The 14,935-nt window shown below is 57.2% G+C and carries 8 protein-coding genes and 1 pseudogene; 3 read left to right on the top strand and 6 right to left on the bottom strand.

Features of this window, described 5'->3' with window-relative positions; translation table 11 throughout:
- Positions 1-5 precede the first annotated feature (5 nt).
- The 6 genes and pseudogenes from AC4D2C_RS12080 to AC4D2C_RS12105 form a co-directional block, all read right to left on the bottom strand.
- A complete protein-coding gene (locus AC4D2C_RS12080; protein ID WP_490915134.1) occupies positions 6-479 on the bottom strand; it encodes a helix-turn-helix domain-containing protein in 474 nt (157 codons plus the stop codon).
- Positions 480-506: 27 nt separating this feature from the next.
- Positions 507-845 carry a histone-like nucleoid-structuring protein Lsr2 gene (locus AC4D2C_RS12085; protein WP_490915135.1) on the bottom strand — a complete coding sequence of 113 codons (339 nt, stop codon included), beginning with the start codon at positions 843-845 and terminating at the stop codon, positions 507-509.
- Between the two features lie 141 nt (positions 846-986).
- The gene (locus AC4D2C_RS12090) at positions 987-3,923 is read right to left on the bottom strand and encodes a DEAD/DEAH box helicase (protein WP_490915136.1); all 2,937 of its coding nucleotides are present in this window, start codon (positions 3,921-3,923) and stop codon (positions 987-989) included.
- Positions 3,920-5,968 carry a site-specific DNA-methyltransferase gene (locus AC4D2C_RS12095; RefSeq protein WP_490915137.1) on the bottom strand — a complete coding sequence of 683 codons (2,049 nt, stop codon included), beginning with the start codon at positions 5,966-5,968 and terminating at the stop codon, positions 3,920-3,922. Before AC4D2C_RS12095 ends, AC4D2C_RS12090 begins: the two co-directional genes overlap by 4 nt.
- Before the next feature lie 428 nt (positions 5,969-6,396).
- Positions 6,397-7,386 (bottom strand): restriction endonuclease, encoded by a 990-nt coding sequence (locus AC4D2C_RS12100; RefSeq protein ID WP_490915138.1) that lies wholly within the window; start codon positions 7,384-7,386, stop codon positions 6,397-6,399.
- Positions 7,387-8,201: 815 nt separating this feature from the next.
- Positions 8,202-9,387: pseudogene (locus AC4D2C_RS12105) on the bottom strand (IS30 family transposase).
- A 777-nt stretch (positions 9,388-10,164) separates the two neighbouring features.
- Between AC4D2C_RS12105 and AC4D2C_RS12110 the strand changes: the two are divergent.
- The 3 genes from AC4D2C_RS12110 to AC4D2C_RS12120 all read left to right on the top strand — a co-directional run bounded on the left by AC4D2C_RS12110 (position 10,165) and on the right by AC4D2C_RS12120 (position 14,886).
- Positions 10,165-13,125, top strand: a complete 2,961-nt coding sequence (locus AC4D2C_RS12110) for a DEAD/DEAH box helicase (RefSeq protein ID WP_490915276.1) — start codon at positions 10,165-10,167, stop codon at positions 13,123-13,125.
- Between the two features lie 176 nt (positions 13,126-13,301).
- Entirely contained in the window at positions 13,302-14,174 is an 873-nt protein-coding gene (locus AC4D2C_RS12115) for an endonuclease NucS domain-containing protein (RefSeq protein ID WP_490915139.1), read from the top strand.
- 64 nt (positions 14,175-14,238) lie between these two features.
- Positions 14,239-14,886: a DUF8548 family protein gene (locus AC4D2C_RS12120; protein ID WP_490915140.1), complete on the top strand. Its 648-nt coding sequence runs from the start codon at positions 14,239-14,241 to the stop codon at positions 14,884-14,886.
- The last annotated feature ends 49 nt before the right edge of the window (positions 14,887-14,935 follow it).

The raw sequence follows: 14,935 nt of genomic DNA on the forward strand, positions 1-14,935 counted from the left end.
GTTCCCTACTTGCGTGCCGCGTTGTAGGCGTCAACGATTGACTGCGAGATCCGGCGACGGGAACTCGGGCTGAAGCCGTTGTCCTGCGCCCATTGACGGATTCGCTGGAGCTCCTCACGCCTACTAGGGACATTGCCGGCCGGCTCCCGTTCGTCCTCACGAGCAGGTTTCGACATAGCGTCCTCGTCCTCATCAGCACCATCGCCTTCGGGCACCGTTGAGGACCCCTGTTCCTCGTCCGTCGACGGCGAGGGCGTGCCGACGAAACCGGGTTTCGTGTTGTAGCTCGCTTCGAGGTGCTCGTGGATGTCATCGCGGAGGATCACCCAGGTTCCGCCCAAGCGGATAGCCGGTACCTTCCCGTCGCGTAGCCAGCGGTAGGTCACTGTCTTATCGGACAGCCCGAGCACGTCGGTCAGCTGTTCAACGCTGAGCCGTGAGGGTAGATCCGCGAAAAGAGTGTCGAGTGCTCGACTCATGACCGGCGCCCGTCCTGGCAGGGGTGGCTACTTGTTGGCCTCGTTATAGGCATCGACGATTGACTGCGAGATTCGACCCCGCGAGCTCGGGTTGTGGCCGTTGTCCTGCGCCCACTGACCGATCTTCTGTACCTCGTCGCGCTTCGCACGACTCGTAGACGTCCCGCGCTGCCCACCCTGACCCCGCCGGCTGGAAGACTTCCGAGCCACATCCACGTACCGCGACAACGCAGAGCGCAGCTCCAAAGCGTTCTCCGTCGTCAGGTCAATTTCGTACTCCGTACCGTCCAAGCCAAAGCGCACGGTCTCTTCAGCCTCCTGGCCGTTGAGATCGTCAATCATCTGAATATGTACACGCTGCACCATTTTGCTCCTCAAGTACCTGGTTTCGATCGGTCAAAGTCAATTACTCAGTCTGACTCTCGATATGTAAATGCCAAGCACCAACGAACTGCGGAGAATTTATGCGCTATTCTGATAGCCTGGGTCGCAAACCACCGAAATTTGCTACCAAATTTGTTCTTGCGCTACTTCTTCCGCTCGTGTCCGCAGACGAGTACGGTCAAGCAGCTCTGAGGCTCTCTCATTACCAGCAATTGATCCTTCGACGGCCTGCTCGCTAAGGAGAACATATGCCCATCGCCGATGGCTGCGCTGGGACGGCTCCAGCTCGTTGATCTGTTCGCACCAGGCGATCGCCGCGGACTGTTTTCGCTGCACATTGATGTCGGACAGCGCGGAATCTGCCTTAGTTTCGACTACGTAGACCATCTCGGCAGTTCGGAACAGAAAGTCGGGAGAATACCTTGCTGGCATACCATCTGCCTTGAGGTAGGGCCGCTGGATAAACGTGTGCTTGTACTCGCTGATCTTGCAGAGTGCCTCAACCTTCGTATCGTTGTTGGCCCATGCAAGAAACTTTCGTTCAAGCCCACCACCGTGAGTTGGAACCGGGAGCTTGGGATAGATACATTTTGCCACTTCTACACACGAGGTGGAGCGGACGCTCAGTGCTCGGACTTCCGACAGACTTCTGTGATTCACTTCAGCCAGTTTGACTGTCTCCTGGGTCAGAGATCTGACCAAGGCGGTAGCCATGTTACCGCTAAGCTCGTTCGTTACCGCATCGGTAAGGAGGACGCGCCAGTTCTCGTCCTCTAGCGGGTCAATCACCTGCCCAAAAAAGCGGTTTCGAATATAGGTGTCAATCCATCCCAAGATTTCTGGCCTATATGCCTGAAGAAGGGGGTACTCAGCGAGCGAATTGTACTTCTTGGCGCTGGTCGTTATTTCAGAACGTGTGCCACCCAGAGCTTCCGTTATTCGAATAGTGAGGCGCGATAAGAAATCGTTGTAGCCAGTAGCTGTCATGACGCCACCATTGACGCGGTAGTCTCCGAATTGAGTTTTCGTTTGGGCATCCACGGAGACAAATCGGTCGCCTTTGCCGACGAACGTTTTCGCATCGGCAAATGGGAACTTTGATTTCGGCAATCGGTAGGGGTCGAGTGTGGGCGTTTTGAGTGCTTCTTCTCGATCTCGGACCATCATCGGGATGTGGAAGTCAAAGGTCCCGTACCCGTCTTTTAGGTCAACGATTTCAAGATCTCCAATGGGTGCGGCGGTTCCGTCATCACTTGCGCCGACTTCGCCCGCCAGACCTTCACTCATAAGTTCTTCATAAAAGTCAGAGAAGGCGGGGTGTTCCACGATGAACAGAACGTCAAAATAGTTCTCGGGTTCGAGTTTACTGGCGATCCTCTTCCGCGTTTCTCGCTTCATTTCGTCCACCTGTTGGTCGCCACGCCACATGAGACGAAGCCCACGGCCGATGGTTTGCTCAAGTAGGATCTGGGCCTTGCTGGATCGTAGGGGAACGATGACGGCGATGTTGTTTACGTCGAAACCTTCCCGGAGCATGAGCACGCTTACTATTACCTTAGGCTTCTGATGCCGATCTACGTCGAACAACCGTTCCCGGGTCTTCTCCCACTCGTCCTTAGACATCTCTCCCTTGCGGTTGGAGTCCACGGTTAGTACGTCGGCGTGTGCCATTCCCTCTGCGTAAAGAAAACTCTCTACGAAACCTGTTACGGAAGTGTCTTCGCAGATGATCATTAGTTTCGGGTGTTTCGTGGAGTCAATGTGTCCAAAGCTCTGCTCAAGCATCGCAAGTTTGGTCAGGCCCGCCCGAATCATGACACGTTGCCCATGAGAGAGACCAGTAACCCTGCCGTCGCCGTCGCGTTCGGCGTTGAAATCCAGCGGCAGTGAGGCGATTTCCTTTCTTTTGTCTAGAGCCAGAGCCTTCACCAGGCCGCCCTTCATGGCCTCCTTTAGGTCAAAATCGACAATGATGTGGGGGAAATATTTCCGGCTTTTCTTCGCAGTTGATCCAACTTCATTAAAGGGCGTTGCAGAGAAGTCGATTTGGACGAAGCGCTCACCCTTCGTCGAGGCAATTTCGGAAAGGCTTTTCTGCCACTCCACCTCGTCAATCTGCTGTCCTTTCTTTATTGAGTGAATATGGTGGGCTTCGTCATTGAAGACGATGAGTGAAGGTAGCTTTTTCAGCCATTCAAGGGGGCCGCCGCGTATGTACTTGCGATCCAATACGTTCAGTGAATTCGCGGTGCTGGTACCCGGTGATATGGGGAAGAAACTTTCGATGGCTTCCTTGGCATCGATTTCGCCGCCGGGAGAATCCGTCGCTGGCACAAACTCGGGGTCCTCGACTCCGGCGAGGAGGTGCCAGTTTGTAATGGCGATTGAACCGCTCCCAGTAACTTTCTTGCCAATGTTAGTCTTGGTGACGACGGATGACTTAACAAAACCAAATATTTGGTCTCGATAGTTGTCAGGGATAAAAATATCTTGGTTCTGAAAGATATCTGAAGTCTCGAAGACGCGCACGCCGTCCCGCTCTTTTCCGAGGAACGAATCAAGCAGCCTGTCGTAGACAATTAGACCGGGTGCAACTAACAAAAAATTGGAACTGAAACGAGGGTCTTCTGGGTACTCGCGTTCGTTGAGGTGCTGCCAAATCATAAGTGCATTGAGGACCCATGTTTTACCTGTGCCTGTGGCCATCTTCGCTGCGTACTTCGGGTGGTTGTTCTGCGCACGGGTCACTTCCCCCAAGGTGTCGCCGCTGAGCAGCGCTTCGGGGGCAAGTTGGCGGTACAGGTCGGCCAAGTTCGTGGATTTTAGAACCTCGTGTGCATAAATAATGTGAAGGATTGCTGCCCGCTGACCGGCATGAAAGTTTATGGTCCGCAGCTGTACGAAATCATCCTGAAACCAGTACTTCAGGAGTTCTGCAGTCACCGGTGTGACTTCGTCCATCAGGGAGGTGGGCTGTCCCTTGACTATGTCAGGTATTTGATCGTCAACGATTCGGCTAAGCGCCGTGGCCAATGGGAAAAGTTCTGCGCTGACACTCATTCGGTTATCCCAACATTCTCAATAACGACTTCGGATTCGTAACCGAATACGTCGACTGCCCTCACGCAAACCCTCCGAACTGTCGGCTTGGCCTCCAGGTTTATGCGGGCCGTTGTGATCACCCTCAAGTCGTCCCCGTCGTTCTTACTATTTTCCCTATAGTCCTGCCAGTAGGACCGAAAAATTTGACCATCGTAGTCTGGGTCGACAGCCCAGTACTCCAGGAGAGCCAAGGGCTCTTCATTCATGACTTCGAGTAACTGGGCCCGGCTCTTGTCATCAAGATTGATTGCATCAGGTGAGAGGAGGACGTAATTTTGCAATTCGACAGTAAGTGTCTCGGATTGCCCACCTTGTCTTCTCTCAGTGACGGCAGCACTGATGTACTGGAGGGTTGAGAAGCGGACTTCTTCAGCCAATTTCTCAACGGATCCCTTTTTCTTTAGGCGATCGAGTAGATCTGGTGGGATGACGCGGACTTCGAGGCGATCGTCATTGAGAGCCTGTATGTCCTGACCAATTGAGTCAGCAAAGTTCCACCCCAGGACGTATACCTTATCGAAGCCGCCCATAACGGTCAGTCGAGCTTGTTGTGCACGCTTCAGGGTAGACCCCGTGACTAACGCGTTTGGACTTGTGGCAATTACCAAGGCCTTTTCGTCTGGGATGCGTCCAAGTGCCCCGCCCTGACTGATTTCGGGGGGCAGCGGCACGGCTCCAAATAGACGCAGCATGACTTGGGCCAGCTCTCCGACCTTGTATCTGCGCCCCAGCACCGACCTTGCCTGTTCGACTTGGTAATCTCCGATTGCTTGAAAGAGGAAAGGCTTGGCGTTCTGATCGATGAGTCTCTTCCTCATGATCATTGCAGACGGCTTCCCAAGATCGGACGCTACCCAGGTCCGACCGGTCTTGTCGGCTACCGCAGCAGTTGTCCCTGATCCAGCAAAGAAGTCTCCCACGATCCCCCCCGGGCGGCATGATGTCTGGATGATGCGTTCAAGCAACTTCTCAGGCTTCTGCGTCGGGTAGTTCAGTCGCTCGCCCGACGTGGGGCTGATTCGGTTGATGTCGCCCCAAAAGTCTGTAACTGGAGTGCCCTTGGCATCTCTCAAGTACCTCTTACGGCTAAGAGACTTCCCGGTCGAGGAGAGTATAATCTCACCCTTTTGGTGCAGCTCCTGCATAGTACTTTCGGCGTAGCGCCAGTACCCCTTGACGCCCAGGAACTCGTAGTAGGGGTTCCCCTTTGCTGCGCCGCCAGGGCCGTCCACGGGCATCAAACGGTAACGTTCGCCTGTAGCAGGATCGGTGTGTTTATAGTCTCGCGCAAGGATTTCATTTGTGTACGGTTCGTAAGGTGGCGCCCAGTACCTTGATGAACTCTTTCCATAGAACAAGATGCTTTCTGTCACTCGTCCGAAGTGAGAGGCGCCCTGCCCGGAATCGCCGTGGGCGTGCGATCGTTTCCATGAGATGTCATTGACAAAGTTTTCCTTGCCGAACAACTCGTCCATAATGATTTTCACGTAGGAGGCGACATGCCAGTCTAGGTGGACATAGATTGACCCTTGCTCAGTCAGAAGCTCCCTCATCAATACCAAGCGCGGGGTGATCATCGCTAGGTACGAGGCGGTGCCTTCTGACCAGGTGTCAGAGTAGGCAAATTGTTCCATGACTGTTGGACGTGTATCGATAGTTCTACCCGGCAGTGTGATTCTCGTTCGATAGTCTGCTTTGGAATCGAACGGAGGATCGATGTAGATCAAGTCGAGCTTGCTGCGCATTGACGGGTTATCTGCATCGCCGGCAAGCAGTGCGGCCATGGCCAGTAGGTTGTCTCCGTATATGAGCCTGCTCAGGAGCGAGACGCTGCTGTCCTCAGCCTCGAGGTGCTTGAAAAGTTCAGCTTCCGAGACATCCTTGTTGGGAATGACCAGTTCTCGCGATTGTAATGTAACCCGATTTCGGCCCTCCAGACCCTCCAGGATCTGCGCGGCTCTGCGCTTGCCCTCGGTAACGATTCCCGGCAGCTGTTCCAGCAATGACTTACTCAAGGTTCTCCGACTTCTGGTTGCGGCCAATACTTCCAACCACTGTACCGGTGCTCGTTCACCTGCTCTGTGTATGAGTAGCCAAGGAGGTGTTGAGAGCAACTTGTGACGTCGGTCGCACTTCGCTCCCCGTCGTTCGCGCGTTCACCAGGGCGGCCAGACTGGTGAGCATCAGGGCGTAAATCGGCCAGAGCGGTCTACTGATACCTGTGAAGAGTCCAACTACGCCGCCCGTGACAAGCCCCAACCCGCGACGATTAAGGCAGCCGGCACAGCCTTCTGCGGTATGGGGAGGAGAAGCATGACGAGTAGCCCGACGAGAAGCACTGTGGGGAAAAGTAGACGGACCCAAAGATCACGGTTGCCTGGCCGCCGATCCGACGTTCGTCCGTCCAGCGGCTCCCCTGTCGTCCCGACGACTACCCTGACTCTGCGGGGTGAAGGATTGCTCCGGCTGCTGCGTTCGCTGGCTCTATTCGACCGTCGAGGTCGTAATTGAAGAGTGCGATGCCCAGTCGTTGTGCATCCTCTCCGGCGGCCCTTGAGTAGCCGGATCCCGAGAAGAACAGTTTGTACTGGAAGTCACCGCGCGCGCTTGCTGCGCCGTAGAATCTCTGAATTGCAGGGCTTCCCACCGCAACGGCTTCACGCTTTACCTGCGCCAGAGCCGATCGAGAGGCAACATCGATGCCGCCGTCAGCGCCTCCGTTCGTGACCCTCGCGTCTGCGTGCCCCATGTAGCGCATCCACTCGGCCGCGTTCTCCTCCGCATCCTGCCAGGTGCGAATTTGGCGCGGAGGTGGAGTGGGCCCACTGGCCGGCCAAGGACTTCGAGTAAGCAGCTCATCCAAGCCAGCGAGATAGCTCCTCTCCGGGCTGTCAGAAGTAGTGTCAAAGAGTGACATAACAAGAGAAGCCATGCTTCGGACGCGATCCTTATGGCACGTATAGGGCGAGGCATCCAGTATCGAATTGTGGGCCACGATCAGTTCGAGCCGAAGTACATCGAGATACTTCCGCGGAACTTCAGCCAGAAGTGCGTTCGCAAGCTGATGTCGCAACTCGACCTCAGGCAGTACAACTCTATCGGTCATCATCCATGGTGTCTGCCGAGTCCGGACCGATATACATCCTTGGCAACCACAAATCTCAAGTACAGCTCGCGAACGCCAAATCATCCCCTCGCTCTTGACCCCTCGCTTGGCGTTGACTCTGTACTTGTGCTGCTGCTGCCCTATGTAGCGATCGAGATCATCCAACACCGTGGAGGAACCAGCAGTGGGGTCTACGCCCTGTGCTTGCTGTTCACGCACCCTCCTTCGAACCTCCGCGGTGCGCTCAGCGAAATCTTCATCGGCGAGCTCATGCCTTCTGCTGAGCTCATGCAAAATCTCTGCAACCAGTTCCATAGATGCAGTCCGTGAATCACTTGCCACCCCTGCTGATGGGACTGCTGGTACCGGCCGACTATCGCCAGCTAAGAGGCGCACGGCTGGCCTGGAAGCCGAGTGGGTTTTGTAATCTGCACGAATTTGGTCTGCCCGAGGTCCCTCAACGAACGGCCAGAAATAGGACGCCAGGACTTTAGCGACGGCACCGTTAATCATCCCCTCGTTGAGCTTGCCGCTCCTGAGTTCCTGCCGCATCTTCATGCCTACATCGACTTGATCCGGCTTGCGGTCTCCTGGCTGAAGCAGGTTTAGTGCACCTGTAAGCCAGTCGATCTGGGCTGTCAGAAGGGCTTGGATCGCTTCATGGTCCTCGTTGGCTCGACCGTTGGCCAAGTCTCGAGCTGCCCAAAATTGCTCCCACGTCGAGACGGACGAACGCCCAATTATGTCGGATCTCGAAGTGTTCGACAGGTTCGGAGGCTGCAACTCAGTCCTTGCTGTTTTCTCATCCGGTGCGGGTACTGCTGCAGAGCCTCCGCGGAACAAGAAACGGAGCAGAGGTGTCACAAAATACCTTTCAGAATGGCTGCACAAGAACCGGGCTGCCCATCAGTCAGCCCACAGAATCATATGGCGAACACTCGTGAACCAGCGCCCTACTCGTGACGGCCGCAGCGTAGAACTGACAACGATTCCGTAACCGTCTAGACGGGAAGTGCCAGTCCCGATTGTCGCGCCCGAGGACGAGCTCGGCCAGGACGCCATGTACAGACGCCTTATCGCCTCACAGTGCGTTCAGCTGCATCTCAGCAAAGGATGGCGGTCTCAACCGGTCAGTGCACCACCTGTGTTTCTGAGAGTATCGCGGGCTGGTTGGAGGTGGTGAGGTGGGCTTGGTAGAGGTCGTTGGAGTTGGCCCATTTCAGAACCTGTTGGGGGACGGTCGTTGATGAGGTTCGCGATGTCATCGAGGTCTTTGGCGGTGAACCGCCGAAGGTCAGAGCCTTTCGTAAGGTACTGGCGGAGCATCCTGTTCGTGTTCTCGTTCGACCCTCGCTGCCAGGGGCTCCCCGGGGCGCAGAAGTAGACGTTCATCCTCAGGTCCGTCGAGAGCTGCTGGTGCTCTGCCATTTCTCGACCGCGGTCCCAGGTCAACGACCGGCGCAACGGCTCTGGGATTGCCTTGAACGCCTGCGTTAAGGCGACACGTCCGGCACCTGCCTTGTATCCGTCGGGGAGATGGACGACTTTGACGGCCCGGGTAGTGCGCTCCACCAGCGTCGCCACCGCGGACGGTCTCTTACCCATGACAAGATCCCCCTCCCAGTGCCCCACCTCGACGCGGTCCTCGATCGATGCCGGTCGGGCGGTGATGGGCACCATGTTCTTCAACCGGCCGCGGCCCAATGACTGCTTGGCCTTCCGTGGCCTGCGGATAGTGCTCCCGGAGCGCAGATGCTGGGACATGCCCCGGTCGAGCTCCCGGCGGTAGACGTAGTAGATCGACCGGTAAATGCCCTCGTGGGACAGGCGCATGGATGGGTCCTCGGGATAGGCCAGCTTCAGCCAGGCCGCGATCTGTTTCGGCGACCATCCCAGGATGAGCTTCGCCTTCACGACCTGCAGCAGCGCCGGTCTTTGCTTGAGCCGGCTCAGCTTCGGTCGCTTCATTCGGACATGGGATGCCTGCTCGGCGGCTGTTGCCCGATAAGCGGCTCGTCCACCGTGTCGCGCGAGCTCCCTCGAAATGCTCGAGTGAGACCTCCCCAGGCCCGCGGAGATTCTGCGGATGGACAACCCTGCTGCAATGCCGCGAGAGATTTCCTCGCGCTCTTGATGCGTCAGGTGCCGGCGGTTCCGCCGAGGAAGACTCGGCTTGATGCCGCCATGACCCCGCAGGAAGTACTGGACCACATGCGCCGGTTGCCCTACCCGGTGACCGACCTGACGGAACGATTCACCGTTCCGCCACCCCTCCCAAATCGCTTGCTGCTGCTCCGTCGTGAACTCCACACGCACCTCCACCACTCATCCTGCCAAGGAGTGGTGCATTGACCGGTTGAGACCACCATCCTTTCCTAGGACGGGCCGGATGCTCGGCGAGGACGACGCTGAGTCAGCATCTGCGAGGGCTGTGGCCTCTCACCGTGGTCTCAGCAATGTGTCTCACCTCGGTTCCTCTCGGCAGAGCAAGATACGGCCTTTGATGAGATCGATGGAACGTTGAGCGAAGGGTGTCGGTAGGCGAGAGCTCGCACACCGACGGAACACGGCGTGGCGCGGCAGGAAAGGCTCTAATCGTCCTAAAGGCGGATCGTTGGTGCCTTTCCGAGCCGTTGCAGTGCCAGCTCAAGCCATCGCGCAGGTACAGGCTGGGTTGGCAGGGGTAGGTGACCGATTTCGGGTGCAGCGTGACGGCTGGCAATAAGTGTCAGGTCAGACAGCGCAAATGCCGGGTCTCAGTCATCTCGCCGCAACCTACGCCGATGGGTTGGCTGTGACATCGTTGGATCGTGAAGGGCGCGGATTGCCCTGATGGGAGCGGCGCGTGTGCTTCGGCCTAGCTAGCTGCCGGTATTTGTTGCAGCACCGACCTACTCTGTGACGGTGGAGAAAATCGATGGGGACGTGACGCGGCAGGAATTAGCCGAAGGGCTCTACGAGACGCTCGTTACTCGCTCGCTCTTAGAGCGCCTAGTTGGTGTGCCTGAACTCGAAGCAACAGTTGAGCCGCTTAGCGAAAGCGATGCGCTTGTAGTCGTATCTCAGTACGTGGCCAGGGCGTTGAGTGTTGCGATGTCGAGAGCAGAGCCCGAATCCCGACTTGCGCTAGCCAATCAACTTCTCGAGGTGCTCTCATCCAGCGATGCAATTGAGCAGGGCCCATCGCAGCTTTTGTCGCTACACAAGCCTGAGTCCGTGAAGCGGCGCGACCTGCGGCGACCCGCGACGGCGCTCTCCGACTCTGCTCTCCTGACGAACGGCAGAGATGAACCGAACTTGGCGGCGGAGCTGCGCGCTGAGATGGAGTCCGCCAACACCGTTGACCTTCTCTGTGCCTTCGTTCGGTGGACCGGGCTCAGACTTCTCCACCCGGCTCTCGAGCGATTGGCCGAGCGTGGGGTAAAGCTTCGCGTCATAACGACCACCTATATGGGTGCTAGTGAACGCCGAGCGATTGACGAGTTGGTGAATCGATACGGCGCCGAGGTCAAGATCAGCTATGAATCGCAAGCGACACGGTTGCATGCAAAGGCGTGGCTGTTCCGTCGCAACACCGGTTTTGACACGGCTTACGTGGGCAGCTCGAATTTGAGCAAGGCAGCTTTGGTCGACGGGCTGGAATGGAACGTGCGCCTCAGCTCCGTCGCCACGCCAGACCTCCTCAAGAAGTTCGAGGTGACCTTCGATAGTTACTGGGCACAGCGCGCCTTCCAGGCCTACGACCCTAAGCGGGACGGCGACAAACTTGATGCGGCGCTCGAACGCAACGGTGGTCGCCGCACCGGTGCACCGAAGGCCGAAACCGGGCTTGAGGTAGAGCCGTACCTGCACCAAGTCGAGATGCTCGAGGATCTCGAGTCTGAACGACTCAAGGGCCACACGCGGAACCTCATGGTCGCGGCAACCGGCACCGGCAAGACCGTCATCGCCGCTCTTGATTATCAGCGTCTCTGCGAAGCAGCGGGTCGACGTCTCAAGCTGCTCTTTGTAGCGCACCGGCAGGAGATTCTGAAGCAAGCGCTGAGTACCTATCGCACCGTGATGCAGGACGGCGCATTTGGCGAGCTCTACGTGGGAGACAACAAGCCAACGCAATGGAACCACGTCTTCGCGTCGGTGCAATCACTAGCCTCGCGCGGAGTCGAAGCGCTGGAACCAGATTCCTTCGACGTCGTCGTTATTGACGAGTTCCACCACGCGATGGCGCCGAGCTATCGCCGCATCATCGACCATCTCCGCCCTCAGCAGTTACTCGGGTTGACGGCCACTCCTGAGCGGGGCGACGGGGTGGACGTTGCGAAGCAGTTCTTCGATGGTCGGACTGCGAGCAAACTTCGCCTCTGGGATGCTTTGGACGCTGACCTCCTAGTGCCGTTTCATTACTTCGGCGTGTCAGACGACGTTGACCTCAGCCAGTTGGAATGGAAGCGCGGCAACTACAACGTTGCACAACTCAACCGCCTCTACACGGGTAACGACGCCCGCGCAGCGAAGGTGATTCGAGAACTGAGTGACAAGGTCACCAATACCGATGACATGCGCGCCCTCGGGTTCTGCGTGTCCGTTCAGCACGCGCACTACATGGCGGAGGTCTTCAACCGTGCGGGTATCCGATCGCTCGCCGTCGATGGCGGTACCGACGACGCTGCGCGGGCGCTCGCCCTCGCGCAATTGCGAGACTTAACTGTCAACTGCCTCTTCACCGTCGATCTCTTCAACGAAGGCCTCGATCTACCGCAGGTCGACACTGTGCTCCTCCTGCGTCCCACTCAGAGCTCGACAGTTTTCCTTCAGCAACTCGGCCGTGGACTTAGGAGAGCTGAAGGGAAGTCCGTACTCACGGTGTTGGACTTCATCGGCCAACAACGCCGTGAGTTCCGGTTCGACCTCCGGTACAGAGCCCTCACCGGTTACGGGCGGAAGCAACTTGAGAGAGCTGTGCAGGACGAGTTCCCATACCTTCCGTCGGGATCTCAGATCATCCTCGATCGTGTTGCTCAGAAGGTCATCCTCGACAACATCAGGTCTCAGCTGCGGTTCAATCGGTCGCAACTCGTCCAAGACATCGCCTCCTACGGCGAGACGAACTTGGCTTCGTATCTCGAGAAGTCCGGCAATGACATTAAGCAGCTGTATCGGAACACAAAGGACTCCTGGACCGGCTACCTCCACCAGGCCGGCTTGATCGGCTCTCTCGCGGAAGCGGGCACGGGTCAGCAGATCCTCGAGCTCTCCAGTCCAGACGAGCAAAAGCTTCTCGGTCGGATGGTGCGCTTCCTCCACGTCGATGATCCCGAGCGCGGAGAGGCCTATACGAAACTAGTTGATCCGGCGTGCCCGCCTTACGGCCAGCTCGGTCCGCGCGAGCAGACCTTCGCGCGGATGTTGTTCTACACGCTGTGGAACGACGGCGGAGGATTCACCACGTACGACGCGGGATTCAGCCACCTTCGCCAATACCGCTTTGTGTGCAGCGAGATTCAGCAGTTGATTGATCTTGGGGTGGCAACCTCGCGTCATGCGGGCAAGGGCCTTGGCTTGGGTTTGCAACACATTCCACTCCTGTCGCACGCGACGTACCGCCGAGAGGAGATACTCGCCGCGCTGAGTTACGGTTCCCTTGAAGCAGGGAAGAACGTGCAACACCGCGAGGGCGTTGCCTGGTGTTCTCAAACCTCGACCGACGCCTTCTTCGTAACGCTCAATAAGGACGACAAGAATCATTCAGCGTCGACGATGTACAAGGATTACGCAATCAGTCCGGAGCTGTTCCACTGGGAATCTCAGAATGCGACGTCGCCTTCAAGCCCGACTGGACGGCGGTACCTCGACCGGAAGGGGCACGGCTCTCATGTGCTGATTTTCACCCGGCCCACTGCGGAGGACGAGACCGGACTTGCGGTGCCGTACACCTGCCTGGGTGCGGTGGACTATGTTCAGCACTCGGGTGAGAAGCCGATCGCGATCACCTGGAAGCTGCACCGCCCCATGCCGGCAGATGTGTTCGCAGAGGCGGCAGCGGTGGCGCAGTAGGTCTCGTCGGTCTAGGAGCGCTAATTACCCGACGGCTTGAGTGCGTGCTGGTGACTTACTTCGTCAGTCGTGTCGCGTATGTTTGCCCACAGTGACGAAACTTTCGACGAAAGGCAGTGGTTCACATCGAATATTGGGTAGTCCGTCAAGGACAACGAGGCATTTACACCGAGCAGATGACTCAGGCCGGGTATCTTGGCGTTGATTTCATCGGCGATCACGACATCAGGCCGTATTTAGAGTCGGACCCGAAAGAGTTTCACGCGGCCTTGAAACAGGTGTTCCTAGAACGCAATCCTGAGAAGACTAAAATCGCAGCTGGCCTCGCAACGGGAAATTTGTGGGTAGCATGCGTGGGGCTGAGCGTCGGCGACGTGGTACTTGCCCCGAAACCGGATCGTGCTTACGCATTCGGCACGGTAGCGGGGGGATATGAGTATCACCCCGGCACGGAGCTGCCGCACCGCCGCCGCGTGGAGTGGCAAGGCACGTTTGACCGAGATTTGATGTCATCTGAGTTGGCGCGATCAGCAGGTTCGTTAATGACGGTTTTTTCACTTGCTCCCTACGCTTCAGAGTTGGCGCAGCTGACCACCGTCAAGACGGCTGTCAGCGTCGACCATGTCGTAGCCCCGGTAGACATCGTTGAGGAAGTTGCCTTCCAAATGGAAAAGCAACTCGAGGACTTCCTTGTGCATAACTGGAGTAACACTCAGCTTGGCCAGGAGTACGACATATACACGGAAGGCGGACTTCCAGTGGGTCAGCAGTACCCCTCCGATACAGGGCCGATGGACATTCTCGCGATCAGTAAGGACCGGACTCGTCTGCTTGTTGTTGAGTTAAAGCGCGATCGAGCGAGCGACGCCGTCGTGGGTCAGATTCAGCGCTACATGGGGTACGTGCAGGACGAGTTGCTTGAACCGGGACAGACGGTCGAGGGCGTGATCATCGCACGAACGGACGACCTTCGGATCAAACGAGCGCTCACGATGACCAGAAACATCAGGTTCATGAAGTACCGGGTTGAGTTCCACCTCGAGTCGTAGTGGTTGGCAGACGATCCTGCAGATTTTGAGTACCACCGTGACCAGTAGAAGGAAGAGGCTGACAATGACTGACGTAGAGCTACTGCAAGCAATGATTGAGAAAGAGCTCCCCCGAAAAGAGTGGGTTGTTTGGCCCGGCGGACGCGCCGGAGCTATCGAGGCCGCGCTCATCGACGCGGTTCTGTCGATACAAGCAAAGTACGGATCAGAGACCAACGGGGTGCGCGGCTCCGTAAACAGGTACGTAGCCGCAGTTTCACCCGACTCGCCTGTTAACGACCTACGACGCCTGGTTGCTCTCGATGCGGCTGAACTTCAGGGTCTACTCAATGACCAGATGATCAGTGGGCGCACGAAGGCGTCGGCTATCCAGGAAGCAGCGCAAAATCTGGTCGATGTCGGCGTCGTGCAAGCAGATGACCTGGAGGGGGGAAATTCAGAGCATAAAAAGGCCTACACGAAGGTTCATGGTCTCGGTGCAGTGACCTGGGAGTACTTCTGCATGCTTCTCGGCACACCCGGCGTCAAAGCAGACACCTGGATTGTTGCTGCGGTCAGCAGAGCCACTGGACGGCGGATAACCCCTCAAGAAGCGCGGCAGATCGTGATTACCGCTGCAGAGGCTCTGGAAACGAACCCGACTGAGCTCGATCATGCATTGTGGGCGCATGAACGATCCCGAACGGTAGAGGACGTAGTCGAAGCCGGTTGAGGCTCATGCTCGGCCCGCTATCCTGAAGGCCCGTGCGCAGCGTCGCGCT

Source organism: Arthrobacter sp. TJ-240 (assembly GCF_058269195.1).